This window comes from Streptomyces sp. NPDC008313 (assembly GCF_042956125.1).
Taxonomy (GTDB): Bacteria; Actinomycetota; Actinomycetes; order Streptomycetales; family Streptomycetaceae; genus Streptomyces.
Genome location: NZ_JBIBFR010000006.1, coordinates 26,468 through 52,252, shown reverse-complemented (window position 1 = coordinate 52,252; position 25,785 = coordinate 26,468). Strand labels below are relative to the sequence as shown.

Genomic DNA, 25,785 nt, shown 5'->3' with positions numbered 1-25,785 from the left:
CGCGCGCGGCGGACACGGCCGGCGGGCACGTCCCCGGCGAGGGCCGTGGCATCCGGGTCGATCCGGTGCCGCCGTGCGGGTGAAGACCGCGTCGGGGGGCGTAGGCGGGCTCCGGACGGTGGTAGTCGCTGATATCGAGTCAGCCGGTCCGTCCGCGGGGGTGAAGCCCCGTCGATGAGGAGCAGAGAACATGGCTCAGCGCGTTCGCGACGTCATGACCGCCAACCCCTGGGCGGTCGGACCGGACACCCCGGCCCACCAGGTCGCCACCATCATGCGGGACGAGAGCGTCAAGGCGGTGGTGGTGACCGACGACGGGAGGCTGCGCGGCCTGGTCACCGACCGGGACCTGACGGTGCGCATCCTGGCGGACGGCGGGGACGTCTCCGCGCGGACGGTCGTGGAGGCGTGCGGCGCGGAGCTGGCGTCCGTCGCTCCCGAGGACGACGTCGACCGGGCCCTGACGCTGATGTACGCGAAGGAGCTGCGCCATCTGCCCGTCATCGACAACGGGCGGACGGTCGGCATCATCGCCCTGCGCGACCTCGGCGTCGAGGCGGGTCCGGGGTTCGGCCTCGACGCTCCCGGGGTCGCCGACTCGATGGCGTGACGCCGTCCGCCCGGCACCGTGCGGGCGCGGCGCCCGTCAGCTCTGGGGGCCGCTGCCGAGCAGCCGCCCCGGGCGGCCGGCTCCCGGCTCGGAGTGGCCCGTCATCATCGCGACGAGCGCGTCCGCGCCGTCCCGTGCCGTCCCTTCAAGGAACTCGGCGCGGATCTGCCGCGCGGACACCCGGCCCGACGTCAGGCACCAGTCCCACCAGCGCTCCAGCCGCGGCACGTCCAGCTTCTCGGCGGCCACGAGCGCGGGCCAGCCGCAGGCCCGGGCCTGTGCGCTGACCTTCGCACCCCCTTCGACCGGATCGATCACCAGGGCCGGGACACCGGCGCGCAGGGCGAGCACCAGCCCGTGCAGCCGGTCGGTGACCACCAGGTCGAGCCGGGCCAGCACGGAATCCAGCTGGGCGGGGGTGGCGCACAGCCGCCAGTCGTGGATGTCGAGCCGCGTGTCCAGTTCGAGGCGGGCGCAGTCCTTGCCGAGGAGCCAGCGTGTGGTCAGCGCGGCGACCGCGTCGTGCCGGCGCCGCTGCGCGTATTCCTGTTGCCCGTGCGTCAGGATCACCCCGACGACGGGCCGCGCCCCGGCGTCGGGGGCCCGGGCCGACAGGTCCCGTACGGAGTCCAGCGCGGGGCCGTCGCGCGGCAGGAGCCGGTGGAACCCGGTGACCGCCGCACTTTCGGGGTCGATCACGGAGGTGCCGACGGCCGTGCGCAGGCAGTGCGCGAACCGCCGGTGCAGGTCGGCCACCTGGGGGCCGTGCAGAGGGCCGCAGACGAAGACGAGCTCCGTGTACCGGTACGGGCGGACGGCGTCGAGGTGCAGCGCGTCCGGGCGGAAGCCGGGGCTCCATACGGTGTCGTGGTCGATCCCCGCCGCGTCCAGGACCTCCTCGACACGGCGCAGCGCCAGCACGTCACCGGCGGTCGCCTCGCCGTCGGCGAAGCTGAACCAGCCGGTCAGCACGACCCTGCGGCGCACCACGCGCGCGTGCTCCCGCGCGGGGCCGGCGGGTTCCCGCTCCGCCGTGCCGTCGGGCTCGTCACCGGGGTGCGGGGTCACCGCGTGTCCCCGCGCCCGTGCCTGGTCCGTTCGTGGCGGACACGCCGGGACACGACCATCGGGTCCACCGCGGCCACCAGGGCCAGGACCGCGCAGACCGCGGCGAGAACGGTCAGCGGTCCGCTGCCGGGCGTGTCACCGGGGCCGGAGCGCGCCGCCCACACCGCGAGGACGACGGCCGCCGCGGCGAACAGCGGCAGGAAGGTTCCGGACAGCAGCATGCGCAGACGCAGCGGGCTGCGCGCGTCGCGCGGTTCGGTCCCGGCTCTCCTCCCGGTTCCCGGCGAGCCGGGAACCGGCGGCCCGGTGGTGCGGGAGCGCGGCCGGGCCGCGGGCTCCACGGGACGGCGGGCCCGCGCTGAGCGGTTCTCCTGCATCCCGGACCTCCTCCGTACCGTCCCTGCCGTCCCTGCCGTCCGTGCCGCCCGCCGTGTCCCCGCGGTCCGCCCGTCCGGGGCCGCTCCGCGGGACGGGTGCTCCGTGGGACGGGTGCTCCGTGGGACCGGTGCTCCGTGGGACGGCTGCTCCGTGGGCGCCGGGCGGCGGCGCGTCAGCGCTCCTCGTAGTCCTCCGGCCTGACGCCGGCCTCCTCCATCGCCTCGCGCATGGTGCGGCCCGACGAGCCGGCGGCGGCGTCGTGCTCGCCGGCCCCGCTCCGCGACGGCTTGCCGACCACGTCGTCCGTCGTATCCGTCTTCGCCCGGTTCTCCTCGGGGACGGTCATCACGGTCATCCTTCCTCGCACTGTGGTTCGCTGCGCGACGGCGAGTACCCGACGGCTGCGTCGGCGACACCGCGCCAGTCACACCTTCCAGTACCCGCGGCCGTCCCGCGAGCGGGGGCGGCCGCGCACCGGCCGCCGTACGTCACTCCACGCGTGCCCGCGCCCCCTCCCGGGTGCGCCCGGCGGCGACGGCCCGTCGCGGATGCCGGCGCACGTACTCCCCCTCCAGCTCGGCCGTCCGCCGGTTGTGCGCCTCCAGCGCGTCCGGCGACCCGTGCAGGAAGGTGTCGTGGCGGCTGTGGTGCACGCTCTCCAGTTCCCGGAGCAGATTCTGCTCGTCCAGCGCCGAGGCGTCCGTCGCCTTGGCGGCGCCGTGGTCGTTGCCCTGGTCAGACACGCGGTTCTCCGATCTCCGGTGTGGGGGACGCGGTGCGCTCCGGTGCGGCGGGACGCGTCGCGCCATGGTGTGCCGTCCGGGTATCCCGGTGTGCGGGTGCTGAACACGCGACCACCCGGCCGAGGACGCGTCACGCCTGGCGGAGGCATGATTGAGGCGGGTCACGGTGGACACCCGTAGTGCCCCCAGCACCCGTACGGGCGAGTCGTCCGTGTCGCAGCCGGACGACCGGGTACCGGTGCTGCCGAGGACAGCGGGCGGCACCAGCAGGCCCGTACGGACAGCGACGCGGCCGCCGGCCGGGGACGGAGCAACGGTGACGCAGAGCGCGGACGATCCCGTTCGCAACGGGCGCGGCCCGGTATCGGAACTGCGCGTGGCGGGAGAACCGGCATCACGCGAGGCGGGAGGGGCCGCGTCGAGAGCCCGTCGCCCCGACCCCTGCGAGGAACTGCCGCCGGACCGCAACCAGGCCATCCTGGAGGCCACCAAGCAGGTGGCGACCCTCCTCAAGGGGCGGGGGCACGACTTCGCGCTCGCCGGCAGTGTCGCCGTCTACGCCCACGGCGGCACGGGCAACCTCCAGCACGACGCCGACTTCTGCGTCCGGCCCGAGGACGCCGAGGCGGTGGCCGCCACCCTGGAGGAGGCCGGCCTGACCGTGTACGCGCCGCCCGAGGACTGGCTCCTCAAGGCCACGTGCCTGGGGCAGGACATCGACCTGATCTTCCGGCTGGCCCACGAACCGGTCACCGGCGAACTGCTCGACCGCGCCGAGGTGCTGACCGTCGACTCGGTGCTCATGCCCGTGCTCGCCCCGACCGATCTGGTACGGAGCCTGCTCGCCGCCTTCTCCGAGCACCACTGCGACTTCGGCACCGTCCTGCCCATCGCCCGCCAGCTGCGGGAGAAGATCGACTGGGAGGCCGTTCGCGACGAGTGCGGTGCCGCGCCCATGCCGGCCGCCTTCCTCTACCTGCTGGAGCGGCTGGAGGTCATCGCACCCCGAGGAGGAACCCGATGAACGACCATGCCGGACACCCCCCGGCCGGCGCCGCGCCACCGGCCCACGGTGCGCACACCGCGAACACCGCGAACACCGAGTACCGGATCGCGCATCTGCGGGAGCGGCTCGCCGCGGAGGAGCTGGGCGAACTCGGTATGCGCGTCGAGCCGCGCGGTTCGTCGGTGGCGGTCATCGGGACCGTCCCCACGACGCACTGCCGCGAGGAGCTCGTGCGGACCGTGGACGAGGAACTGGCGGGGCTGGCCGTCCACTACGACGTCGTCGTGGCCGACGCGACAGCCCCCGACCACCCCGAGGAGGTGGCGTGATCCGGGTAGCGGCAGTCGGAGACATCCATATGGGCCTGGACAGTCAGGGGGTGCTCAGGCCGGCCCTCGAAACCCTGCCGGACTGTGCCGACCTGCTGCTCCTGGCCGGTGACCTCACGCGGCACGGGACGCCCGAGGAGGCCGGCGTGGTCGCCCGGGAGATGGCGGACCTGCCCGTGCCCGTCGTCGCGGTGCTCGGCAACCACGATCACCACGACGAGAAACCGGACGAGGTCACGGCCGTCCTGAGGGACGCCGGCGTACGCGTGCTGGAGGGCGAGGGCACGGTCGTCGACATCGGCGGCGAGCGGGTCGGCGTCGCCGGTACGAAGGGGTTCGGCGGCGGATTCGTCGGACGCAGCGGCAGCGAGTTCGGTGAGCCCCTGATGAAGGAGTTCATCCGGTACACCCGTCGCTGCGCCGACGGACTGCGGACGTCGCTCGACGAGCTGGCGGCACAGGGGTGCGGGGTGCGGGTCGCCCTCACCCACTTCTCCCCCGTCCCGGACACGCTGGCCGGGGAACCGCTGGAGATCTACCCGTTCCTGGGCAGCTATCTGCTGGCCGAGGCCGTCGACACGGCGGGCGCGGACCTGGCCGTCCACGGCCACGCGCACGCAGGTACGGAGCACGGCATGACCAGCGGCGGCGTCCCGGTCCGCAATGTCGCGCAGCCGGTGATCCGCCGGGCCTTCACCGTGTACCACCTGCAGCGCCGCGAGACGGCGGGTGCCGCGGCCACCGCCTCCGAGGCCGCGGCGGGCTGAGGCCCTGCCCGGAGCCCGGCGGCCTCGCAGGTCAGCCGATGTACCGGCGGGCGGTGGACGTACGCCGGGCCTCCTCCAGGGCGAGCAGCCGCGTCTCGATCACGGCGGGCACGGGATCGCGCTGGGCGAGCACCCAGGGAAGTCCGGCGAGCGCGTGGGCGAAGGCCCGTACGGACGCCGCGTCACGGGGCACGGTGCGGGCCAGGTGGAGGGTGCGGCGCAGGGCCGACGGCCAGGGGCGGCGCAGCCAGGTGAACCACAGGGTGTTGCGGACGCCGAGGACGCGCCGCTCGGTGCTGTCCCGGACCGGCGAGGCGGCGTGGTGGACGGTCAGTTCCGGTACGTACGCCAGCCAGTGGCCCGCGCGCAGCAGGTCGGTGGCGAGCAGTTCCTCCTCCCCGCCGAGCCACAGTCCCGGGTGGAAGCCGCCCGCCGCGCGGAAGGCGTCGGCCCGGATCACGGTCGCCGCCGCGAGGAACGAGCCGAGCGCGGGACCGGGCAGCCAGTCGGGCCCGGCGAGGGGCGAGTCGCGGAGCTCGGCGACGACGGGGTCCTCCTCCCCCGAGGGTTCGACCAGGATGCGGGCCGTCACCGCCGCGAGGGCGGGGTGGGCGTCGAGGAGGTCCGCCGCCCGGGTGAGGGCGCCGGGCTCCCACCAGGTGTCGTCGTCGCAGAAGGCGATGTAGGGGGTGTCCGCGTGGCGCACCGCCAGGTTGCGGCCGACCGCTCCGAGGTTCCGCCCCGGCCGCAGCAGCCGTACCTCGGGGAAGTCGCGGGCGACGGCCTCGGCCGTGCCGTCGCTGGACGCGTTGTCGGTGACGATCACCGGCGGCCGTTCGGGGAGCCGGCGCAGGGTCTCCAGGGTGCGCGTCAGCTCGGGGCGGCGGTCCCGGGTGATGACGACGACGGTGGTGCGCGGGTCGGGGCACCGGGCGGTATCGGTCATGGGGCTCGTCCTGATCCTGCTCGTCGGGGTTCGGCGTGCGGTGCCGCGGAGGCCGGCCGCGGTGTGCGGGCGTTCACGGGGCGGAGCGGTCCAGCAGGCGGGCCGCGTGCTCGACCGGTGCGGGCAGGGGCCGGCGTGCCCTCAGGGCCGCGGGGAGCCTGGCGATCGTGCCTCGCAGGGCGTCCGCGGCACCGGGTTCCCTCCGGGCGGTGGCCGCGGCGAGCCGGGCGGTGCCGCCGAGCGCCACCGGGAGCGGCCGCCTGAGCCACGCGGTGAGCAGGGCGTTGCGCCGCTGCACCGCCGTGCGGCCCGGCCGCCCGCCCGGCTCAGGGTCGTGGCGGGCGGTCACCGACGGTTCGTACGTCACTCCCCAGCCGCGCGCCGCCAGGTCGTAGGCGAGCAGCGTCTCCTCGCCGCCGAAGAACAGCACCCGGTGGTACCCCCCGGCGTCGACGAAGGCGGTGCGGCGGGCCACCGCGGCGCAGGCGAGGAAGCCCAGGACGGGGCGGCCGGGCAGATCCGGGGCGGGCGGCAGCGGGGACGAGGCGAGGACGGAGTTGAGGGGGTCCTCGACGGCGTCGGGGCCGACCAGGGTGCGCGCGGCGAGCATGCCGAGGCGGGGGTGGGCGTCGAAGAGGTCCGCCGCGGTGTCGAGGGAGCCCGGTTCCCACCAGGAGTCGTCGTCGCTGAAGGCGACGTACGGGGTCGTGGCGCGGCTGACCGCGAGGTTGCGTCCCAGGGCCCCGGTGTTGCGTCCGGTGCTCACCAGCACGGCTTTCGCCGAGTGGGCGCGGACCGCGGCGGCGGTGCCGTCCGTGGAACCGTTGTCGACCACGACGACCGGGGGCCGCTCCGGGAGGGCGGCCAGCCGGTCCAGGGTGCGCAGCAGGCTGTCGCGGCGGTCGCGGGTGATGACCGCGACGGTGACGCGCGGGGACGCGGGGCCCGAGCCGGGGCCCTGCCCCTTCACGTGCCTGCCTTCAGGAGCTTGTGGACCGCGCTCGCGGCGTCCTGCGCCGTGACCTCGTTCAGGCAGGGGTGCTCGCGCACGGGGCAGTGGTGGGCGCGGGATTCCGCGCAGGCGCTGTGCTGATCGCCGAGGATCACGCCCGGCACGCCGTACGGGTTCCAGTGGTCCGCCGGAACGACCGGGGAGAACAGGGAGACGACCGGGGTGCCGGTCGCGGCGGCGAGCTGGGCGGGCCCGGTGTTCCCGGCGACCAGGACGTCGGCACCGCGCAGGACACCCGCGAGCATCCGCAGGTCGGTGCGGCCGCCGAGGTCGACGCCCGTGTCCCCGCTGACATGCCGGGTCAGGGCCCTCTCGTCCGGGCCGCCGGTGACGACGACGCGGTGCCCCGCGTCGGCGAGCACACTGACGGTCTCCGCGAATCGGTCGGGGTCCCAGGTCCGGGACGGGGCACCCGCCCCGGGGTGTACGGCGATGTAGGGGCCGTTGCCGGTGAGGGTGGCGGTGTCGGGGGCGGGCAGGACGCGCAGCAGGCCGGTGTCGCCGGGGCCGGGCAGGAAGCCCATGGCCCCGGCCGTGTCGAGCCCCGCCCGCGCCTCGTGCCGGCCGGGCTGGCGCCGGTGGCGTACGTCGAGGAGGCTGCCCGCCGGGGCGTGGCTGTCGCCGCCGATGCGCGGGACGTGGGCCATCCGCAGGACGAGTGCGGCCGGCAGTGGGCTGCTGTGCGCGGCGGTGAGGACGAGTGCGACGTCGTACGCCGCCTGCCGCAGCCGGTCCACCAGGCCGTCGAGGTCCGCCTCGTGGACGGCGGGCGCCCCCGGGCCCTCCCAGGGGGCCCGCCACACCACGACGTCGTCCACATGGGGCAGCATCCGGGCGGCCGGTGCGCCCCGGGGGCCGCAGAGCAGGGTGACGTGGGTGGACCCGGTGGCGACGGCCCGTACGGCGGGTCCGGCCAGCAGGACACCGCCGATGCCGTCGAGGCGTACGACGAGCGCTTTCACGCGGACCACTCCCCCCGCTCGTGGCCGGCCGCCCGCGAGGAGCGGGGCGGGCGGGCGTCCGTGAAGTGGGCGATGGTGCGTTTGAGGCCCTCCTCCCAGGGGACCTTCGGCGCCCATCCGAACAGTTCGCGGGCGAAGGCCGTGTCCGGCAGGGGCGCGCCGCACTCGTCGGGGCCGTCGGCGGGGCGGCTCGCCGGTTCGGGGTCCGAGAACTCGAGGCGTGAGGCCGAGCCGGTCAGCTCGATCACCCGGCGGGCGATGTCGATCTCGGGTACGGCCGTCTCGTCGTCACCGATGTCGACCGGCCGTACCGACCTGCCGGCGGCGACCAGGAGCACGCCGTCGACCATGTCGTCGACGTAGCACAGTGAGTGCACGCGGCCGCCCTCGCCGGTGAGGGTCAGCGGTTCTCCGGCCAGGGCCCGCTCGATGAACGTGGCGACGGGGCCGCCGTCGCCCGCCCGCATCCGGGGGCCGTGGGTGGGGAAGACCCGCACGATCCCGGCGTCGGTGCCCTTGTCGCTCGCGTACGCGGTGGTCAGCGCCTCCGAGAAGCGGACGGACTCGTCGTGGGCGCTGTGCGGATCGGCCGGGTCGGCGGCCGGGAGGTCCGCGGGCCGGGGGCGGGGCGGGCGGGAGCCGTGGGCGCGGCCCGGGGAGGCGAGCAGGAAGCGTGCGCCGTCGCGGTCGGCGACGGTCAGGACGTGCCGGGTGCCCCGGCCGGCGGCGTCCAGTGTCCGCAGGGGGTGCGGCGGGCCGTCGGCGGGCGGCTCGGCGGCGGCGAGGTGGAGGACGAGGTCGTAGGGGCCCGCGAGGGCGTCCGGCGTGCCGGGGTCGGAGAGGTCGAGCAGGAGGAGCCGGAAACCGGGGCGGTCGGCCAGCCGGGCGACGTTGTCCCGGGTCCGGGAGCCCGGGGCGTCCACGCAGTCCACCTCGACGTCCAGATCGAGCAGGCGTTCGCATATGTGGGAGCCGAGGAAGGCGGTGCCCGCGGTGACCAGGGCGCGGTCCCACGGGGGGCGGGGGCGTGGGGGCGGCGACGTGAGGGGCGTCGTCGGTGTCATGGGAAACACCCTTCCTTCCGCCGGTCGGTGCGGTCTCATACTCCGACGGGCGGGGTGAGTGCGCCACGTGGGTGGCGCGGTGGAGGGGACCGGGCGGAGGCCCCGCAGAGGCCGGGACGCGCCGTCTGTGAGGAAGTGCACGCCTGTGAGGAAGTGCACGTCAGGGGTGGCGGGGACTGTGGGGGTTTCTCTGCCACGATGGTCGGCGCCGTCCTCCGGGAGGGGGCCACACCAGCGTGGGCCCGAGCGCGTGAGCGCCCTCACGGCGGCACGGCGTCCTCGAGATCTGGTGGAGTGACCGCGCAGCGCAGCCGGTTTCCGCGCCCGCCGACTCCTTCGCCTCCGTCCCCCGGGACCCGTCTGCGAGTGCGCCTGTGCCTTCCTCACCTGACACCTCCGTGCCCAAGCCCCCGTCCGCCGACGAGGCCCGCTCCCCCTGGCGGTCGCTGAAGTACCGCAGCATGCGCTGGTGGTCCGTCGCCAACTTCATGTCCAACGCCGGGACGTGGATGCAGCTCACCGTGCAGAACCTGCTGGTGCTGCAGATCACCGGGTCCGCCGCCGCGACCGGCCTGTCCATGTCGGTCCAGGCCGCGCCCGCGCTGCTGATGAGCCTCGTGGGCGGTGCGGCCGTCGACCGCTGGCCCCGCAAGCTCACCGCGGCCGTCAGCCAGGCCCTCCTCGGCGGCGTCGCCTTCGTCACGGCCACGCTCGTCGCGCTCGGCAGGCTGGACCTGACCGCGCTGATGGCGCTGGCGGCCGTCACCGGGCTCATCGCCACGGTCGACGGCCCCGCCTGCGCCCTGCTCGGCAACGACCTGGTCCGTACCGAGGACGTCCCGTCGGCCATCGGCGTGGGCTCGCTGGTGCACAGCGCCGGCCGGCTCGTCGGCGCCGGACTGGCCGGTGTGACCGTCGCGTTCCTCGGCACGGCCTCCGCGTACGCGGCCAACGGGCTGTCCTTCCTGTTCGTGGCCTCGGTCATCCCCTTCCTGCGGCCCGCGTACCCGGCGGGGCACGGTGCCGGGTCCGCCGGGGCGGCGGCTCCCGGCCGGCGCGGCGACCGGCCGGCCGCGCCGGACATGACCGTGCGGCAGGGGCTGGCCTTCTTCCTGCGGCGGCCCCGGCTGGTCGCGCTGGCCGGCGTCACCGGGATCAGCGCGGTGTTCGGCCGCAACTACGGCCTCACCCTGGCCGTCCTGGTCACCGGGCCGCTCGCCGGGGGCGCCGGGGCGTTCGGGACGGTGTCGACCGTCCTCGCCGTCGGAGGCATCCTCGGCGCGGTGCTCGGCGCCCGGCTGCGCAGGCCGTCCGTACGGCTGGTGGGCACCCTGGCGGCCGTCGGCGCCCTGCTCCAGGTCGTCGCGGGCCTCTCGCCCTCGCTCGCCGTGCTGCTGGTCCTGGTCCTGCCCATGGCCGTGGTGGAGTCCGTCTCCGACACCGCGGGGACGACGGTGCTGCAGACCGACCCGCCCGCCCATCTGCGCGGCCGTGTCCTCGGTGTCTGGGGCAGCATCAGCACCGCCTGGGGACTCGGCGGGCCGCCGGCCCTCGGCCTGCTCATGGAGACGGCCGGGGCGCGCGGCGCGCTGGTGGCCGGCGGGCTGATCATCGCCGGGTCGATCGGCGCCGGTCACCTGCTGCGGCGACGCCGGACCGCGGTGCCGGTGGTGCTGCGGACGGAGGAGACGGGTATCACGGCGCGCCCCGGTCTCAGCACGGCCGCCTGAGCCTGACAAGGGACGCCTCCTTCCCCGGCCGCGGGTCCCGGCCCGCCGGGAGCGGGAGCGCCCGCACGGCGTCGAGGACCTCGTCCACGGTGATGCGCAGCAGCCGGGCGTCCGGCGTCCGGCCGTGGGCGTCCCCGGGACGCGGCGAGCCGTCGCCCGCCGGATGCCACAGCACGCGGTGCCGCGCGTGGGCGGGCGGCCCCCACAGGCGGGGGGCGACGGGGCCGAACAGGACGACGGACTGTGTGCCCAGGGCGGTCGCCAGATGAGCGAGCCCGGTGTCCCCCACCACCACGCAGCGGGCCCCGGCGACGAGCGCGGCCAGATCGCCGAAGGGGACGTCACCGGCGCCGCCCAGCACCGCCGAAGGCGGCAGACCGGCCCGGCCCGCCACGAACCGGGCGAGGTCCTCCTCCCCGGCCCCCGCGGTGACGACGACGCGGTGGCCCGCGCGGTGCAGCTCCCCGGCCACGGCGGCGTACCGCTCCCGGGGCCAGCACCGTGCGGGGGCGTCGGCGCCGGGGTGCACGACGATCGCGCCGGGCGCCGGGGAGGGGGCACCCGGGGGCGGGATGCGCAGGTCATCCGGGTCCGCGTCGAGGCCGTACCAGACGAGCAGCCGGCACCACCGCTCCCGTTCGTGCTCGTCGTCCCGCCAGATGGGGCCGGGGATGCCGGGCGTGCCCGGGTGGGCGTAGGCGAGGAGCACGCGGGGGCGCAGGCGCTGGAGCAGCAGGTGGCTGGGCGGGCCGTTGCCGTGCAGGTCCACCGCCAGGTCGGGCGCCGGGCCGGTCCAGGGCAGCGCGGCGGGGACGGCCCGTGCGGGAGCGGAGGCCTGGAGCAGCCGGTCCACCAGGCCGGTCGCGGCGGCGGCGCTCGCCAGCCGTGCGGGGGCGGCGAGCACCAGTTCGTGCCCCGGCAGGTGCCGGCGCAGGGCCCGCAGGGCGGGCACGGCGGTCAGCAGGTCGCCCAGCCCGAGCGCGCGCAGCGCCAGGACCCGGGGACGGGTCGCGCGGGGGGCGGCCGCGGGGGCGGGTTCCTCATGGCCGGGGCTCGGATGCGCGTGCACGCGGGTGTCTCCCTTCCGAAGTCCGGTGGGACGGGGTCAGGTGGGAACGTGGGTCCGGTGGGACGGGGACCTGGTCCCGGCGGCCTGGCTCGGTCTCAGGGCCGGCGGCGGCCGACGGGGACGGCGGCGCGTGCGGCCCTGCGGGCCAGCAGGGTGGTGGAACGGCCGTCGAGGTAGGGCAGGACGACGGCCTGGCCGCCCCAGGCGCGCAGCACCTCGGCCTCCGGCAGGTCCTGCACGGAGTAGTCGCCGCCCTTGACCCAGACGTCGGGCCTCAGGCGTTTCAGCAGTTCCTCCGGCGTGTCCTCCTCGAAGGCCACGACGGCGTCCACGCTGCCGAGGGCGGCGAGGACGCGGGCGCGGTCGGCCTCGTGGTTGAGGGGCCGCCCCGGGCCCTTGCGGCGGGTGAGGGACGCGTCGGAGTTGAGGCAGACGATGAGGCAGTCACCGATGCGCCGGGCGCTCTCCAGCAGGCCGACGTGGCCCGCGTGCAGCAGGTCGAAGCAGCCGCCGGTGGCCACGACCGTGCCGCCCCGGGCCCGGACCCGCTCGGCGAGGGCGAACGCGTCGGTGTCGGCGGTGTCCGCGGCGGCGGGTTCGGGGGCCGTGCGCCACAGCGCCTGGTTGCCGGCGCCGCCCGCCGCCACGAAAGCGGCGGCCTCGGCGGCGGCCCGCTGGAGGGCCTCCTCGGGCAGCGCCCCGTCGGCGAGCGCGGCGGCCGTCGTGGCGGCGAAGCAGTCGCCCGCGCCGCACGGATCCCCCTGGGCCCGGTAGGGCGCCGGGACCAGCATCGGCGTTCCCGTGCCGGGTCTGGCGAGCAGCACTCCGCGTTCCCCGAGGGTCACGGCGACGCCCGCGACCCGCCAGCGCTCCACGAGACGGGTGGCCCGTTCGGCGTAGGCGCGCAGGGACTCGCCGTCGCCGGGGCAGAGGGCCCGGGCCTCGGCCGCGTTCGGGGTGACGAGCCGTGCCTCGGGCACGGGGGCGTCGCCCCTGGGGTGGGGGTCCCACACCAGCGGTGTGCGGCGGGCGGCCTCCGTGAGATGGGGGCGCACGGCGTTCGCGGTGTGCCGTCCGTAGTCGGCGACGAGGACGGCGCGTGCCTGCGCCAGGGCCTCGCGAACGGCGTCGTCCGGTTCGCCGGGTTCGCCGCCGCCCCGGTCGATGCGGACGACGGGGCGGCCGCCCGCGAGCACGCGGGTCTTGACGGGGAGGGTGCCGTCGAGGGGGATCTCCACGAGCCGGACCCGGCCGCGCAGGTCCCGGCGCACGGCCTCGCTCGCGGGGTCGTCGCCGAGCGCGGTCACCAGGGTCACGTCGCGGCCGGTCCGTGCGGCGAGCGCGGCGGCGAGTCCCGCCCCGCCGGGGTGCCGCCGGTCGCCCGTGACGTCGACGACGGGCGCGGCGGCGTCCGGCGAGAGCCTGGTCGCGACGCCCTCGATGTCCTCGTCGAGCAGGACGTCCCCGACGACGACGAGGGGGTTCGGCCCGGTCATGACGCCCTCCCGTGGGCGGCGATCGCGCGGGTGGCCGCGGTCGCGCGGACGGGCTCGGCGGGGGCCAGGGCCGCGTCGAAGCACTCGCAGAGGAGGTGGACGGCCACCAGGTGGGTCTCCTGGACGGTCGCGGTGCTGTCGGCGTCGATGCACAGCGCGTCGTCGGCAACCTCGGCCAGCGGGTTGGGTCCCGGCCCGGTCATCGCCCAGACGCGCAGCCCGGCGCGGCGGCCGGTGACGGCGGCGGTGATCAGGTTGGCGCTGCGCCCGGAGGTGGAGAGCAGCACGAGGACGTCGCCGGGGCGGCCGTGCGCGGACACCTGCCGGGCGAAGACGTGGTCGAAGCCGTAGTCGTTGCCGATGGCGGTGACGCTGGAGGTCTCGGCGTGCAGGGAGATGGCGGAGTAGGCGGGCCGTTCCCGGCGGTAGCGTCCGACCAGTTCGGCGGTGAGGTGCTGGGCCTGGGCGGCGCTGCCTCCGTTGCCCGCGGCCAGCAGCCGGCCGCCGGACGGCAGGACCGCGGCGAGGCGGTCGCCCCACTCCGCGATCTGTTCGAGGCCGGCTCGGCGCAGGCGGCCGAGGGCCACTTCCAGTGACCGGCAGTGCAGGTGCGCGGCGTCGAGTGCAGGGGTTGTGGTCATGTGGATCGGGCGTACCGCGTCCGGGGGGACGTCGGCGGGACCCGCACCTCCTTCGGACATCGTTGCTCCCGCGGTCGGTCGGTCGGGCCGTGCGGCCGCCACGCCGCTCGGGCGTTCGTACCGCCGCTCGGCCGGTCGGTCAGGGGGCGCGCCGCGGCCCGTGCGCGCCTGGGCGCGAAGGGGCCGGGGTGCGAGGGGGCCGGCTCAGACCACCCCCGTCACGGCCTGCTGGGCGTCGACGACCTCTTCGTAGACCGCCTCGGTGGCCGCCGCGACCCGCCCCCAGCCGTACCGGCGCAGGACCCGGCGCCGGCCGGCCTCGCCGCACGCCTCACGCGCGGCCGGGTCGGCGAGGAGTTCGCCGACCGCTCGGGCGAGGGCCTCGGGGTCGCGGGGCGGCACCAGCCGTCCGGTGGCCGGGTCGGCGACGGTGTCGAGCTGTCCGCCGACCGCGCTGGCGACGACCGGGCGGCCGCAGGCCATCGCCTCAAGCGGGACGATGCCGAAGGGTTCGTAGTCGGCGGGGCAGACCACCACGTCGGCGCCGCGCAGCAGGGCCGGGACCTCGGTGCTGGGCAGTCCGCCGGTGAAGCGGACCCGGCCGGCGACGCCCGCCTCGCGGGCGACGCCGCGCAGCCTGCGGACCTCCGGGTCGTCGTCGAGCCGGCCGGCCGGGGGGCCGCCGACGATCACGAGTTCCGTGTCGGGCAGCCGGGCCAGTGCGGCGATGGACACCGCGGCGCCCTTGCGCGGGACCACCCGGCCCAGCTGGAGGAGCCGGTACCGGCAGGGCCCCCGTCCGGCGGCCGGTCCCCTGGGCACGAAGAGGTCGGTGTCGACCCCGCACGGCACGACGCTGGTCCTGGCTTCGGGCACGCCCATCCGGCCCAGTTCGGCGATCTCGTCCCGGCAGGTGGCGATGACCCGGTCGCAGCCGAGGCCCACCTCCGTCTCCAGGGCGATGCGCCGGGGCGGACTGGTGTCGGCGAACTGCTGGTGGCGTCGCTTCACGGTGCCGAGCGCGTGGTACGTGTGCAGCAGGGGCAGCCCCAGTTCGCGCACCGCGCGCAGGGAGGCGAGGCCCGACATCCAGAAGTGCGAGTGGACCAGATCGGGGGGCCGGGTCCGCCAGACGCGGGCCAGGTGACGGCCGAACTCGGGCATGTACGGCAGGAGTTCGTCCTTCGGTATCTGTTCGGGCGGTCCCGCGGGCACATGGTGGACCAGCACTCCCTCGCGCAGGAGCACCCGGTCGGGCAGGTCGCTCGCGTCCCGGCGGGTGAAGACGGTCACCTGGTGACCCCGGTCGGCCAGCGCGCCCGCGAGGGCGGCGACGTGGACGTTCTGTCCGCCCGCGTCCACTCCTCCCAGGGTGGCGAGCGGACTCGCGTGCTCCGAGACGAGAGCGACCGACAGCGAGCCGGGGCCGACGGGGCCGGGGGTGAGCGGCCCGCTCAGGAAGGGGCCGGGGGTCGGGTTCATGAGCGCGCCTCCGTCATCACGCGCTCCCAGTCGTCGAGGAAGCGCTTGAGTCCGTACCGTTCGAGAGCCGCCTGGCGGGCGCGGGCGCCGTCCTCGGCGGCCGCGTCCGGTTCCTCCAGATAGCGCCGCGCGGCCCGTGCCAGGACGTCGGGCCGGGTGGACAGGGTGCCCGTGCCCGGGGGGACGGCCTCGACGGCCTCGGTGGTGGCGAGGGCCACGACCGGCATGCCCAGGTGCATGGCCTCCAGCAGCGAGAGCCCGAGGGACGTCCAGCGCACGGGGTGCAGATAGCAGCGCCGGTCCGCCAGGGCGGCGTGCAGTTCGCGCTGCGGGAGGTCCGCGGAGCGGCACCGGTCGTCGGGGATGCCCAGGTGCGCGGCGAGGCCTTCGGTGCGCATGCCGAAGACGTCGAGCGGGGCCGCCTCGGACAGGGCGGGCAGCAGGTCCGTTCCGGTGTGACGGCCGCGCCGCACGGGGTCGTTGACGACGACGGCGGCGCGGGGCAGCCGGCCGGTGTACAGGTGTCCCGGGTCGACGATGCCGTGCTCGATCACCTCGGTGCGGGTGGTGCCGCAGTCCCAGAACAGCCGGTTGAAGTGGGTGACGTGGACGAGCGTCAGGTCGTCGCGGTCGGCGAACGGGTGACGCGTGCCGGGCACGTCGCCGTCCGGTGCGTTGTGTTCGAGGTAGACGGCGGGGACGTCCCTGCCGGGCCTGCGTCCGCCGAGCCAGCGCTCGGCGAGGTCCTGTTCGTGCGGGCGCTGGAGGACCACCAGGTCCACGGGCGTCTCGCGCAGCCCCTCGGGCGTCACCTCCCGCACGGAGGCCGGCCAGGAGAAGGTACGGGCCCGGCCGAGGCCGTCCGGGTCCCTGGACGGTGTCACCGGGACGAGGTAGGTGTGGGGGCCCTGGACGAAGGCCGTGGTCCAGGAGCCGTGCACATGCCACAGCAGGATGTTCATACGGTCGCTCCTCGTTCCGTCTCGCGGCCGCCGCCGCTCCCGTGCGGCGGCCCGGTGCGGTCGCCGGCGAGTGCGGCCACCGCGGCGAGCACCTCGGCGTCGCCCACCCCGTCGAGGCAGGGGTGGCCGGGGACGGGACAGTGGCGGGCCCTGCTCCGCGCGCACGCCTCCCGCTGATCCCCGAGCAGGACGTGCGGGACGCCGTACGGACGCCAGCGTTCGGCCGGTACGACCGGTGCGAACAGGCAGGCGACGGGGGTGCCGACGGCTGCGGCGAGATGGGCGGGGCCGGTGTTGCCGACGACCGCCACCCGCGCCCGGGCCAGCACGCCCGCCAGGCGCGGCAGGTCGGTGGCGCCGCCGAGGTCCAGTGCGTGGGTGCCCGCCACCCGGGCGGTCAGCTCCCGTTCCGCGCGGCCTCCGGTGACGACGACCCGGTGGCCCCCGGCGGCGAGCGCGGCGGCGGCGCGCCGGGCCCGTGCGGGGCTCCAGGCCCGTGCCGGTACGGCGGCTCCGGGGTGGAGCACCACGTACGGCTCGTGGCCGCTGAGGTGGGTGGTGTCGGGCGGGGCGGCGACGCGCAGCGCCCCGTCGTCGGCGGGGGGCAGCGGGAATCCGGCGTCGCGGGCCAGGTCGAGCGCCGCCTCCGCCTCGTGCCGGTGGGGCAGCCGGTGGTGCCGCAGGTCGAGCAGGGCGCCGGGGTAGTCCTCGCTGTCGGCGGCGATCCGGCCGATCCCGGCCAGCTTCAGCAGAAGCGCGGCCGGCAGCGGGCTCTGGTGGTACGAGACGAGGACGAGGGCGCGGTCGAAGCGCCGGGCCGACATCTCCTCGAGCAGGTGCCGTGTCGCGGGCCGCGACACCTCGGCCGGTTCGAGGCCCACCCAGGGGGCGTCGTACTCCAGCACCTCGTCCACGCCGGGCAGCAGCCGTCCCGCCTGCACGCCCTGGGGTCCGCAGAGCAGCGCGGTGTACGAGGAGCCCGCCGCCACCGCGCGCAGGGCGGGGCCGGCCAGCAGGACGTCACCGGCGCTGTCCAGGCGGACGACGAGGGTGCGGGGAAGCGTACGGGGGCCGGTCATCGCGACCACTCCGTCATGGGGCGCGCCCGATGCCCGGGCCCGGGCGGGCGGGCGTCGTCGCCGGGCCGGACGGCCGGGAGCGGGTCCGGGGCAAGCAGGAGGCGTACGGCTTCCAGGAGGCCGTCGGCGACGGCGGGGGCGGCGGCGGTCTCCTCGCGGCGGGTGACGGGGGTCGGTACCAGCACGCCGCGGGCGCCCGCGGCGCGGGCGGCCTCCATGTCGGCGCCGATGTCGCCGATGACGGCGGCGCGTTCGGCGGGGAGGCCGAGCCGTTCGCAGGCGGCGAGGACCAGACCGGGGGCGGGCTTGCGGCACGGGCAGCCGTCGGCGGGGCCGTGCGGGCAGACGGCCCAGACGGCGAACGGGCCGAGCAGTTCCTCCACCCGGTGGCGGACGGCCTCCACCTGGCGGCGGGTCAGCAGGCCGCGGGCGACGCCGGACTGGTTGCTGACCACGCCCACCGGTATCCCGCGGCGGCGTACGGCGTCCACGGCCTCGCGGGCCGTCGGCATGAGCCGGACCCGCCCGGGGTCGCCGTTGTAGGGCACGTCGGTGACCAGCGTGCCGTCACGGTCGAAGAGAACCGCGGCCGGGAGGGCATGACGCGCGGCGGCCGGCGGGCGCGGAGGCGCGGGACCGTCGAGGAGCCAGGGCCCGGACTCCGGCCGTACGGGGGCCTGTCGGGGGTGCGGCTTCGCGTGACCCGTCATGAACCGACCCGTTCCTCGGCGGCGGGCCTCGCCGCTCGCGGCGGTCCCCCGGTCTCCGGCGGCAGGTACCGGGCCGTGCCCCGGTGGACGAACTGCCCGCGCAGCCAGTGCCAGGTGGCGGCCGGCGGGATGAGCACGCTGGTCGCCGCCATGGTGGCGACCTCGTCCGGGGTGCGCGGTCCGGGGCTGATGCGGGCCAGGGCGAACTCGGCGGTGCCGCTCAGCCAGGCGGCGGCGCAGGCCGCCGCGGCCCGGGGCCTGCGCAGCAGCGCGCAGGTCAGGGCGGCCGCGGCCGCGCCGGTCACCGCGAGGTGGCGGGGCAGGCGTCCGCGCGGGGCCGCGGCCCTGCTCCACCAGTCGCGGCCGTGCCGCCGGGTCATCAGGACGTCGTCGGCGTTGCCGGCCTGGAGCCGTACGGAGGTCCAGCGTCCGGCCGGGCGGACCGGGTGGGTCGTGGAGCGGTTGCCGGACACCACCGTCCAGCGGGCGCCGAGGACGCGCAGCGCGAGGTCCGCGTCCTCGCGGAAGGCCCGCCGGAAGCGTTCATCGAAGCCGTCGACGCTCTCGAGGGCCCGGCGGCGGTAGGCCATGTCGGCGGTGATCCACCGGGCGGTGGCGAGCCCTGCGGTGTTGCGCTCCCAGTCGGTGGGGCGCCGGTCCACGGGCAGCGGCACGTCGATCCGGGCGGTGACGGCACCGGTCCGCGCGGTGGCCGCGGCGAGGTCGAGGGCGAGGTCGTCGGCCCAGGTGGGGCCGGGGACCACGTCGTCGTCGAGGAAGACGATCCAGGGCACCCGGCCCACGGCCCGCCATCCGGTGTTGCGCGCGGCGGCCGGGCCGCGGGCGTCCGCGCGCACCACGTCGGTGACGGCGCGCAGCCGCTCCGGGACGGCGGCGTCGAGGGGGGCGCCGGTGCCGTCCGGGCGGTCGTCGACGAGGACGATCCGCAGCGGCATCGGGCCCTCGGCCCGGGAGAGGGCGCGCAGGCAGACGCCCAGGCTGGGGCGGCCGAGTGTCGGGATCACCACCGCGTACGTGCCGTCGGTGTGTCCGGTGTCCCGGGGGTCCGGTCCGGCGGCCTTCGGGTCCGGCGGGTGCGCGGTCATCGGACCTCCCCCTCCCGGCCGGTGCGGAAGAGGTCCTGGCGGCGGATCGCGTACGGTCCGACGGCGAGGAGGTCGACGGGCGAGGAGCCGAAGCACTCCAGCGCGTCGCGCGGGTCGTCCACCATGGGCCTGCCCGCGGTGTTCAGGCTCGTGTTGACCACGACGGGCAGTCCGGTGAGCCGTTCGAACTCGCCGAGCATCCGGGCGACGAGAGGCTCCCGCGCGGGGTCGACGGTCTGGATCCGGGCGGTGCCGTCGACGTGGACGACGGCCGGGATGCGCTCGCGCCAGCCGGGCGCCACGTCGTGGACGAAGAGCATGTACGGGCTCGGCATCGGCCCGTCGAAGATGTCCGGGGCGCGGTCGGCGAGCACCATCGGGGCGACCGGCCGGAACTGTTCGCGGCCCTTGACGTCGTTGAGCCGTTCCAGGTTGCCGGCGTGCCCGGGGTGGGCGAGCAGCGAGCGGTGCCCGAGGGCGCGGGGCCCGTACTCGGAGCGGCCCTGGAACCAGGCGACGATGCCGTTGTCGGCGAGGGTCCGGGCCACGGTCGCGGCGATGTCCGCCGGGCGTTCGAACGGCACGGCGGCCGTCTTCAGCCAGGCTCCCAGTTCCGCGTCCGACCAGTCCCGGCCGAGGTCGGCGCCGGTCAACGGCTCGGGTTCGTCGCCCGCGCCGGCCGCCAGCAGCAGGGCGCTGCCCAGCGCGGTCCCGGCGTCACCGGCGGCCGGCTGCACCCAGACCCGGGAGAAGGGTCCCTCGCGGGCGATGCGGGAGTTGGCGACGCAGTTGAGGGCCACTCCCCCGGCGAGGGTGAGCACCCGGTCGTGGGTGCGGCCGTGCAGCCAGCGGGCCAGGTCGAGCAGCGTCTCCTCCAGGACGGCCTGGGCGCTCGCGGCGGTGTCGGCGTGGTCCTGGGTCCAGGGCTCGTCCGGGCCCCGGGGGGCGCAGAGTTCGTGCCAGGGCACGGCGGTGGCGCGGAACCCTCCGTCACCGGTGGGATACACGTGGCGGCGGAGTTCGGCGAGCATACGCGGGGTGCCGTGGGAGGCGAGGGCCATCACCTTGAACTCGTCGCTGGAGCGCAGGAATCCGAGGTGCTCGGTCAGCTCCTCGTAGACGAGCCCGAGCGAGTGCGGCAACTCCTGTGCGTACAGGGGCTCCAGGCGGTCGCCGACGCGGCGGGCGGCGAGGTGCGAGGCGCGTTCCCCGCGGCCGTCGAGCACGAGCACGGAGGAGTTCCCGGCGTCGGGTGCGGCGAACGCGCTCGACGCGGCATGGGACATGTGGTGCGGCACGAAGCGGACGATGCCGGGGTCGAGACCCGGCAGCGCGGACGCGAGGAAGCCGGGGGCCTCGCGGGCGTACGTCTGCCGCAGGTGGTCCCAGGGGTCGTCGAGCCCCATGGACTCGGCCGGCCTGGCGAGTTCGGGATCGTAGGAGTAGGCGACGGCGTCGAGGTCCTGGGGGCGCAGTCCCGCGTGGGTCAGGCACCAGGCCGCGGCCCGCTCCGGCAGTTCCCAGGCGGAGAACGGCACCGGGCGCTTTCCGTGCTTGCGGCGGGAGAAGCGCTCCTCCTCCGCGGCGGCGACGGTGTGGCCGTCGATCACGAGCGCGGCGGCGGGATCGTGGAAGAGGGCGTTGATTCCGAGAATGCGCATGGGTCGAGGCCTTTCGGCGGTTCGGGCCGACGGGGGTCCGGGGCGGGCAGGGGCGTCACCGGGGAGGCGCGGCCCGTGTGCCCGGCCGGCGGTCCACGGGCGGTGGTTCCCGGCGGGCGGTCAGCGTCAGCGGGTGCTCCCGGTCAGCGGTTCCCGCTCCGGTGGACCGCGGTCAGCGGTGCGTGCTCCGGGTCGGCGTCCGCGTCCGCCCTGAACCAGTCGATGGTGCGGCGCAGCCCCTCCTCGGCGGCCACCTGCGGCTCCCATCCGAGCTTGTCGCGGGCCAGGGAGATGTCCGGGCAGCGCACCGCGGGGTCGTCGGTCGGCCGTTCGATGAAGCGGATCTCGGAACGTGAGCCCGTCAGGCGGATGACGAGGCGGGCCAGCTCCAGCATGGTGATCTCGGTGGGGTTGCCGATGTTGACGGGGCCACGCATGCCGTGCACGGCCGCCGCGAGGATCCCCCGTACGGTGTCGTCGACGTAGCACAGGGACCGTGTCTGGTTTCCGTCGCCGGTGACGGTGAGGGGCTCGCCGTCCAGTGCCTGGCGCACGAACGTCGGAACGGCGCGGCCGTCGTGGCCGCGCATCCCCGGCCCGTACGTGTTGAACAGCCGCACGATGCCGGTGTCGGTGCCCTGCGCCTCGGCGTGGGCGGTGGTCAGCGCCTCGCCGAACCGCTTGGCCTCGTCGTAGACGCTGCGCGGGCCGACCGGGTTGACGTTGCCCCAGTATCGCTCGTCCTGGGGGTTCTGCTGCGGGTCGCCGTAGACCTCGGAGGTGGAGGCGAGCAGGAAGCGGGCTCCGCAGGCGTGGGCGAGTTCGAGGGCGTTGCGGGTGCCGAGGCTGCCGGTCTCCATCGTATGCAGGGGCATCCGCAGATAGTCGGCGGGCGACGCGGGGGACGCGAAGTGCAGGACGAGGTCGGGAGGCCGTTCGACGGGCAGTTCCTCGGAGACGTCCGCCTCGACCAGGGTGAAGCCGGGGCGGCCCCGCAGGGTGGAGACGTTGCTGTGCCGGCCGGTGCTGAAGTCGTCGACACAGGTGACGGCCGTGCCCGACTCGAGCAGCGCGGCGCACAGATGCGAACCGACGAAACCCGCTCCGCCGGTGACGACGGCGTGTTCCCAGTTCTGGCGGTTCTGCGGAGAAACGGTGCTCATGATCGGTCTCCTCTGTGCGCGGCGGCGCCTCGAGCCCGCGTCCTCGGCTGTGGACTCCGACGGGACCGGTGATGGCCCGGTCCCGGTCAGCGTCCGCCGTTCGGGCGTCCACGGCTCGGTGGTGTAGGGCATCCGGGTGACTCACGCTGAGCGATGGCCATATCGCCCCATTTGTTGCTGTGTGTCCCTGGTTTCCCAGCTGCCCGCACCTCATGCACAGAGAAGCGAACGACTACTTTGTGTAGCTATGTGCACCAATGCCTGATTCACCCCTGCCAGGAGAGGGTGGGCTGATACGAGCGCGGGGTGGAGCCGCGCGGGAGACGTGGGCGCGGTGCGCGAGGGCGCACCGGGCGGTGCGCAGTCAGCCGAGGAGGGGGTCCGGCGCGTTCTCCGCCTTCAGGCGGTCGAGGAGCCCCCCGTGGTGGAGTGCCGAGACGGGGGCGAGCAGGTCGGGGTGGCGCAGCAGCGCCGCCGCACGCCGGTCGTGCTCGTCGGGGGTGAGCAGGCGCCGGAAGTCGAAGGGCGCGCCCGCCGTGTGCTCGCAGTCGGCGAGCGCCGCCACCGCCGCGCCGGCCAGCGCGGGATCGGTGAGCAGACAGGCCGCCCAGCTGACGACGACCTCGTCGACCCAGGTGCGCCACGCCTGGACATCCCAGTCGTCACCGTCCGTGCCGGGCGGCGGCCCGTCGGTACCCGTGATCCAGTACAGCCGGGCCGATCCGCCGGGTCCCACCAGGCCGACGAGCGAGGCGTCGACGACCGTGGGGTAGCGCAGCCACGCCGCGACCGTCACGGCCTGCCGGGCCTGGACCTCGCAGAGGGTCGCGTCGAGCACGCCGCCGCCCGCCGGGTAGGCGCGGGTCAGCCACTGTGCGGTCGCCGCTATGAGCGGGGAGAGGTCTGCGAGCACTGGACCGTCCGGGGATGGATTGCTGGGGGCTCGGACGGGCACCGTAGCCCGCGCCTTTCCCCGGGCGACATGACGCAGGCCACTGAAGGGCAGTGGCATCGGCCACACCCGCGCCACCGCCACCCGCGACGCCACCCGCCGCGCCCGCCGTCCGGGCGCCTGGCCGCCCGCGCCCCGCGTCCCCTCGCCCTCGGCCTCGGCCGCCACCCTTCCGCCGCCACCCGCGTCCACTGTCGGCGGACCCCGGCGACGGGGTCCGCCGCGGACCGGGTCAGGCGGGCTCGTCGGTGGCGGCGCGCGCCTTCGGGACACGGGGCGTGGCCGGGGAGGCGGCGAGCCACTGGGCGACCGTACGGGCGATGGGCTGGCCCGTCTCGATCTCCACGAAGCCGAACTGGCCGGACTGGTTGCACTCGAGGAACCACCAGACGCCCTCGGCGTCCTCCGCGAAGTCGAAGGCGCCGTAGGTGAGTTCGGCGAGCCGGAGGTAGGCGTGCACCCCCTCGGCGACCCGGGGCGGGGTGTCGACGGGGCGCCAGGGCTCGGCGGACGTGGCGAAGCGGACGTCCACCTCGTCGGGGTCCGCGTCCGGGGCGACGACCTTGCGGGCGGCGAAGAGGCGGTCGCCGACGACGGTCAGGCGGATGTCGGCGCGCTTGGCGACGCGGCGCTGCAGCAGGGTGGGGCCGAAGGCGACGTCGGCGAAGTCGGTGCCCGGTGCGACCCGGCTGGTCGGCACCACCCGTGCGTACTCGTGCGGATGCGAGCCGGAGACGGGCTTGACCACCAGGTCTGTGAAGCGCCTGGCGAAGTCGCGGGCGGCCTGGGGGAAGGTCGTGATGAGCGTGGCCGGCACGGGCAGCCCGGCGCGCTGGGCGAGGTGAAGCTGCCAGGGCTTGTGGCGGGCCGGACGCGCGGCGTCCGGGTGGTTCATCCAGCGCGCGCCCGTGCCGCGCAGCATGCCGTAGAACGCCTGCGAGGCCTCCTCGGTCAGCCAGGCGGACGGCTCCGGGACCCGCGTGGCGGGCATGCCCGGCCTGCGCACCCAGACGGACCGCAGTCCGCTGATGCTGACGAGCCGGCCTCCGGCGGACAGATGGCCCCGGAAGACGTCGTGCACGTACTCGCCGGAGAGGGCGACCCCGCCGGGCAGGTCGGCGGGGTCGAGCCGGACCATCGGAACACCGGCATCGTTCAGGTGCGCCACGACCATGTCCGTCGTCACGTCCTGTTCGCAAGTGAGGATCAGAACCGTCATCGTCACGGATCCGCGTTCAGTCGTCGAAGTGGGTCTTCGAGCCCGCGGTGGAGGTCGTGGCCCCCAACTCCCGCAACAGGGCGTAGTCATGGGCGGCGAGGCGACCACCCGGGAGGACGTTCAACTGCAGACCGGAGTCATAGGCGTACGGAGCGCTGACCTCCAACTGCTCCATGGGGCGAGCATAGTTGAGCGCGAACAGTCGCATCGGTTCTCCTCGTTCGGGGCCGCCCGGACGGGCGGGCGGTGACGCTCCGGCATCACCATCCCCCATCGGACGACTTGGCTTCCACGGAGTTATACGAATCGAACGACTGGATGGTTGCCTCACGCTGCGTGATCACGGGAAGTTCGGCCATTCGCCCTTTCCGACGCCTGCCGGAGGGTGTCCGGGCGGTGACGGACAGGTGGCCGAAACGCCGGGGACGGCGTCTCGGCCGACACCCTGTCCCGCCTGTGACGTCACGTCAGGCGTGACGCGGCTGTCCGGATCCCGCCGGGTCGGCGGTGCGCCGGCGGGCGGGTCCCTCATGGCGCACGGCAGCTCCGGCGAGTGACGGGGCCGGCGGCCCGTCCCCCGGGACCCTCATCCCCCGGAGTTCTCCCGCACGATCAGCCGGTGGCCGACGACGTGCTCCGCCGACGAGGTGCCCACGTCCGGGCGCTCGATGCGGTCGAGCAGCAGATCGACGGCGGCACGGGCCGCCGTCGCGATCTTCGTCTTCATCGGCGCCTGGAACAACTACCTGTGGCCGTTCGTCTCCACCTCCGACCCGGCCCTGATGACGCTGCCCGTCGGCATCACCTCCGTGAAGAACGCCTACGGCCTCCAGTACGCGCAGACCATGGCCTCCGCCGTCCTGGCCGCACTGCCCCTGGTCGTCGTCTTCCTGTTCTTCCAGCGGCAGATCGTCAAGTCCGTGGCCACCACGGGGCTGGGAGGCCAGTAGCGGGGGCGGGTTGTCAGTGGCTCCGGGCATGATCGGGGCCGCGGGCCGGCCGGGCACCGCACGACGAAAGAGGTTCGGATGGCCGAGGTACTGCTCTTCCACCACGTTCAGGGGCGCACCCGGGGGATCGTGGAGTTCGCCGACGCGCTCGGCCGGGCCAGCCACACGGTGCACACCCCCGACCTCTACGAGGGGCATGTCTTCGACAGTCTGGAGGAGGGAGCGGCGTACGCGGGCAGGACCGGGTTCGGGACGATCACCGAGCGCGGTGAGGCCGCCGCGCGGGAGCTGGACGGCGGGCTCGTCCTCGTCGGGTTCTCGCTCGGTGTCCTGCCGGCGCAGAAACTCGCCCAGACCCGGCCGGGCGTGCGGGGCGCCGTGCTGATCTCGGGGTGCCTGCCGGTGACGGAGTTCGGCGTGACCTGGCCCGCTTCGGTCCCGGCGCAGATCCACGGCATGGACGGCGACGAGGTCTTCGTCGGCGACGGCGATCTCGAAGCGGCCCGTGCGCTCGTCGCCTCCGCTCCCGCCGCCGAGCTGTTCCTCTACCCGGGCAGGGGTCATCTGTTCGCCGATGCCGCGCTGCCCGGCCACGACCCGGACGCCACCGCGCTCCTCACCCGGCGCGTCCTCGGCTTCCTCGACGGACTGGGCTGAGCGCCGCCGGACCGGGCCCGCCC

27 protein-coding genes and 2 pseudogenes are annotated in these 25,785 nt (G+C 75.7%); 7 read left to right on the top strand and 22 right to left on the bottom strand.

The genetic code is table 11. The features are described 5' to 3' along the window. The first annotated feature begins 190 nt into the window (after nt 1–190). A complete protein-coding gene (locus ACFY93_RS10045; protein WP_391355639.1) occupies nt 191–610 on the top strand; it encodes a CBS domain-containing protein in 420 nt (139 codons plus the stop codon). Between the two features lie 36 nt (nt 611–646). Here the strand turns inward: ACFY93_RS10045 and ACFY93_RS10040 are convergent, their stop codons facing one another. From ACFY93_RS10040 to ACFY93_RS10025, 4 genes are all read right to left on the bottom strand, one after another. Further along, nucleotides 647–1,597: a polysaccharide pyruvyl transferase family protein gene (locus ACFY93_RS10040; RefSeq protein WP_391356223.1), complete on the bottom strand. Its 951-nt coding sequence runs from the start codon at nt 1,595–1,597 to the stop codon at nt 647–649. Nucleotides 1,598–1,674: 77 nt separating this feature from the next. Beyond that, complete coding sequence (locus ACFY93_RS10035) at nt 1,675–2,055, bottom strand: DUF6343 family protein (RefSeq protein WP_391355637.1); 381 nt, start codon at nt 2,053–2,055, stop codon at nt 1,675–1,677. A 173-nt stretch (nt 2,056–2,228) separates the two neighbouring features. Next, nucleotides 2,229–2,402, bottom strand: coding sequence for a hypothetical protein (locus ACFY93_RS10030; RefSeq protein ID WP_391355634.1), 174 nt, complete (start codon nt 2,400–2,402; stop codon nt 2,229–2,231). A 142-nt stretch (nt 2,403–2,544) separates the two neighbouring features. Further along, complete coding sequence (locus tag ACFY93_RS10025; RefSeq protein WP_391355632.1) at nt 2,545–2,799, bottom strand: DUF6158 family protein; 255 nt, start codon at nt 2,797–2,799, stop codon at nt 2,545–2,547. 316 nt (nt 2,800–3,115) lie between these two features. Between ACFY93_RS10025 and ACFY93_RS10020 the strand changes: the two genes are divergently transcribed. From ACFY93_RS10020 to ACFY93_RS10010, 3 genes are read left to right on the top strand one after another with little or no spacing between them, the layout of a single operon-like run. Further along, nucleotides 3,116–3,823 (top strand): nucleotidyltransferase family protein, encoded by a 708-nt coding sequence (locus ACFY93_RS10020; RefSeq protein WP_391356220.1) that lies wholly within the window; start codon nt 3,116–3,118, stop codon nt 3,821–3,823. Beyond that, nucleotides 3,820–4,134 carry a BON domain-containing protein gene (locus ACFY93_RS10015; RefSeq protein ID WP_391355630.1) on the top strand — a complete coding sequence of 105 codons (315 nt, stop codon included), beginning with the start codon at nt 3,820–3,822 and terminating at the stop codon, nt 4,132–4,134. Before ACFY93_RS10020 ends, ACFY93_RS10015 begins: the two co-directional genes overlap by 4 nt. Continuing rightward, nucleotides 4,131–4,901, top strand: coding sequence for a metallophosphoesterase (locus ACFY93_RS10010; protein WP_391355627.1), 771 nt, complete (start codon nt 4,131–4,133; stop codon nt 4,899–4,901). Before ACFY93_RS10015 ends, ACFY93_RS10010 begins: the two co-directional genes overlap by 4 nt. Nucleotides 4,902–4,932: 31 nt before the next feature. Here ACFY93_RS10010 and ACFY93_RS10005 read toward each other — a convergent pair whose 3' ends face one another. The 4 genes from ACFY93_RS10005 to ACFY93_RS09990 all read right to left on the bottom strand — a co-directional run bounded on the left by ACFY93_RS10005 (nt 4,933) and on the right by ACFY93_RS09990 (nt 8,885). Continuing rightward, nucleotides 4,933–5,847 carry a glycosyltransferase gene (locus ACFY93_RS10005; RefSeq protein WP_391355624.1) on the bottom strand — a complete coding sequence of 305 codons (915 nt, stop codon included), beginning with the start codon at nt 5,845–5,847 and terminating at the stop codon, nt 4,933–4,935. 73 nt (nt 5,848–5,920) lie between these two features. Continuing rightward, nucleotides 5,921–6,817 carry a glycosyltransferase gene (locus ACFY93_RS10000; RefSeq protein WP_391355621.1) on the bottom strand — a complete coding sequence of 299 codons (897 nt, stop codon included), beginning with the start codon at nt 6,815–6,817 and terminating at the stop codon, nt 5,921–5,923. Continuing rightward, nucleotides 6,814–7,821: a glycosyltransferase family 9 protein gene (locus ACFY93_RS09995; RefSeq protein WP_391355619.1), complete on the bottom strand. Its 1,008-nt coding sequence runs from the start codon at nt 7,819–7,821 to the stop codon at nt 6,814–6,816. The genes ACFY93_RS10000 and ACFY93_RS09995 overlap by 4 nt, the downstream gene beginning before the upstream one ends. After that, nucleotides 7,818–8,885, bottom strand: coding sequence for an NAD-dependent epimerase/dehydratase family protein (locus tag ACFY93_RS09990; RefSeq protein ID WP_391355616.1), 1,068 nt, complete (start codon nt 8,883–8,885; stop codon nt 7,818–7,820). The genes ACFY93_RS09995 and ACFY93_RS09990 overlap by 4 nt, the downstream gene beginning before the upstream one ends. Before the next feature lie 461 nt (nt 8,886–9,346). Here ACFY93_RS09990 and ACFY93_RS09985 point away from each other — a divergent pair, with 461 nt between their 5' ends. Next, nucleotides 9,347–10,615 (top strand): MFS transporter, encoded by a 1,269-nt coding sequence (locus ACFY93_RS09985; RefSeq protein WP_391356217.1) that lies wholly within the window; start codon nt 9,347–9,349, stop codon nt 10,613–10,615. Here ACFY93_RS09985 and ACFY93_RS09980 read toward each other — a convergent pair. The 14 genes from ACFY93_RS09980 to ACFY93_RS09915 all read right to left on the bottom strand — a co-directional run bounded on the left by ACFY93_RS09980 (nt 10,599) and on the right by ACFY93_RS09915 (nt 24,882). Further along, the gene (locus tag ACFY93_RS09980) at nt 10,599–11,684 is read right to left on the bottom strand and encodes a glycosyltransferase family 9 protein (RefSeq protein ID WP_391355614.1); all 1,086 of its coding nucleotides are present in this window, start codon (nt 11,682–11,684) and stop codon (nt 10,599–10,601) included. The two genes, ACFY93_RS09985 and ACFY93_RS09980, sit on opposite strands and share 17 nt — an antisense overlap. 95 nt (nt 11,685–11,779) lie before the next feature. Further along, complete coding sequence (gene rfaE2, locus ACFY93_RS09975; RefSeq protein ID WP_391355611.1) at nt 11,780–13,180, bottom strand: D-glycero-beta-D-manno-heptose 1-phosphate adenylyltransferase; 1,401 nt, start codon at nt 13,178–13,180, stop codon at nt 11,780–11,782. Then, nucleotides 13,177–13,821, bottom strand: a complete 645-nt coding sequence (locus ACFY93_RS09970; RefSeq protein ID WP_391355609.1) for an SIS domain-containing protein — start codon at nt 13,819–13,821, stop codon at nt 13,177–13,179. The genes rfaE2 and ACFY93_RS09970 overlap by 4 nt, the downstream gene beginning before the upstream one ends. Before the next feature lie 204 nt (nt 13,822–14,025). Further along, the gene (locus tag ACFY93_RS09965; RefSeq protein WP_391355607.1) at nt 14,026–15,303 is read right to left on the bottom strand and encodes a glycosyltransferase; all 1,278 of its coding nucleotides are present in this window, start codon (nt 15,301–15,303) and stop codon (nt 14,026–14,028) included. Next, nucleotides 15,300–16,265, bottom strand: coding sequence for a glycosyltransferase (locus ACFY93_RS09960; RefSeq protein ID WP_391355604.1), 966 nt, complete (start codon nt 16,263–16,265; stop codon nt 15,300–15,302). Before ACFY93_RS09960 ends, ACFY93_RS09965 begins: the two co-directional genes overlap by 4 nt. Beyond that, nucleotides 16,262–17,344, bottom strand: a complete 1,083-nt coding sequence (locus ACFY93_RS09955; protein ID WP_391355602.1) for a glycosyltransferase family 9 protein — start codon at nt 17,342–17,344, stop codon at nt 16,262–16,264. Before ACFY93_RS09955 ends, ACFY93_RS09960 begins: the two co-directional genes overlap by 4 nt. Beyond that, nucleotides 17,341–18,054 carry an HAD-IIIA family hydrolase gene (locus ACFY93_RS09950; RefSeq protein WP_391355599.1) on the bottom strand — a complete coding sequence of 238 codons (714 nt, stop codon included), beginning with the start codon at nt 18,052–18,054 and terminating at the stop codon, nt 17,341–17,343. The genes ACFY93_RS09955 and ACFY93_RS09950 overlap by 4 nt, the downstream gene beginning before the upstream one ends. After that, a complete protein-coding gene (locus ACFY93_RS09945; protein ID WP_391355596.1) occupies nt 18,051–19,160 on the bottom strand; it encodes a glycosyltransferase in 1,110 nt (369 codons plus the stop codon). The genes ACFY93_RS09950 and ACFY93_RS09945 overlap by 4 nt, the downstream gene beginning before the upstream one ends. Continuing rightward, nucleotides 19,157–20,821, bottom strand: coding sequence for a carbamoyltransferase C-terminal domain-containing protein (locus ACFY93_RS09940; protein ID WP_391355593.1), 1,665 nt, complete (start codon nt 20,819–20,821; stop codon nt 19,157–19,159). Before ACFY93_RS09940 ends, ACFY93_RS09945 begins: the two co-directional genes overlap by 4 nt. Nucleotides 20,822–20,964: 143 nt before the next feature. Beyond that, on the bottom strand, nt 20,965–21,984 hold the full coding sequence (locus tag ACFY93_RS09935; RefSeq protein WP_391355590.1) for an NAD-dependent epimerase/dehydratase family protein: 1,020 nt from the start codon (nt 21,982–21,984) through the stop codon (nt 20,965–20,967). A gap of 364 nt (nt 21,985–22,348) precedes the next feature. Beyond that, a complete protein-coding gene (locus ACFY93_RS09930) occupies nt 22,349–22,897 on the bottom strand; it encodes a hypothetical protein (protein ID WP_391355587.1) in 549 nt (182 codons plus the stop codon). A 271-nt stretch (nt 22,898–23,168) separates the two neighbouring features. Then, on the bottom strand, nt 23,169–24,155 hold the full coding sequence (gene tgmB, locus ACFY93_RS09925; protein WP_391355585.1) for an ATP-grasp ribosomal peptide maturase: 987 nt from the start codon (nt 24,153–24,155) through the stop codon (nt 23,169–23,171). A gap of 16 nt (nt 24,156–24,171) precedes the next feature. Continuing rightward, nucleotides 24,172–24,363, bottom strand: coding sequence for a putative ATP-grasp-modified RiPP (tgmA, locus tag ACFY93_RS09920; RefSeq protein WP_391355583.1), 192 nt, complete (start codon nt 24,361–24,363; stop codon nt 24,172–24,174). Between the two features lie 378 nt (nt 24,364–24,741). Beyond that, complete coding sequence (locus ACFY93_RS09915) at nt 24,742–24,882, bottom strand: hypothetical protein (RefSeq protein WP_391356250.1); 141 nt, start codon at nt 24,880–24,882, stop codon at nt 24,742–24,744. Between ACFY93_RS09915 and ACFY93_RS09910 the strand changes: the two are divergent. Together ACFY93_RS09910 and ACFY93_RS09905 are read left to right on the top strand one after the other, a co-directional pair. Beyond that, a pseudogene (locus tag ACFY93_RS09910) lies at nt 24,857–25,105 on the top strand (carbohydrate ABC transporter permease); the annotation flags it as partial. The gene ACFY93_RS09915 and the pseudogene ACFY93_RS09910 sit on opposite strands and share 26 nt — an antisense overlap. A 72-nt stretch (nt 25,106–25,177) precedes the next feature. Next, a pseudogene (locus tag ACFY93_RS09905) lies at nt 25,178–25,762 on the top strand (dienelactone hydrolase family protein); the annotation flags it as partial. Nucleotides 25,763–25,785 lie beyond the last annotated feature (23 nt).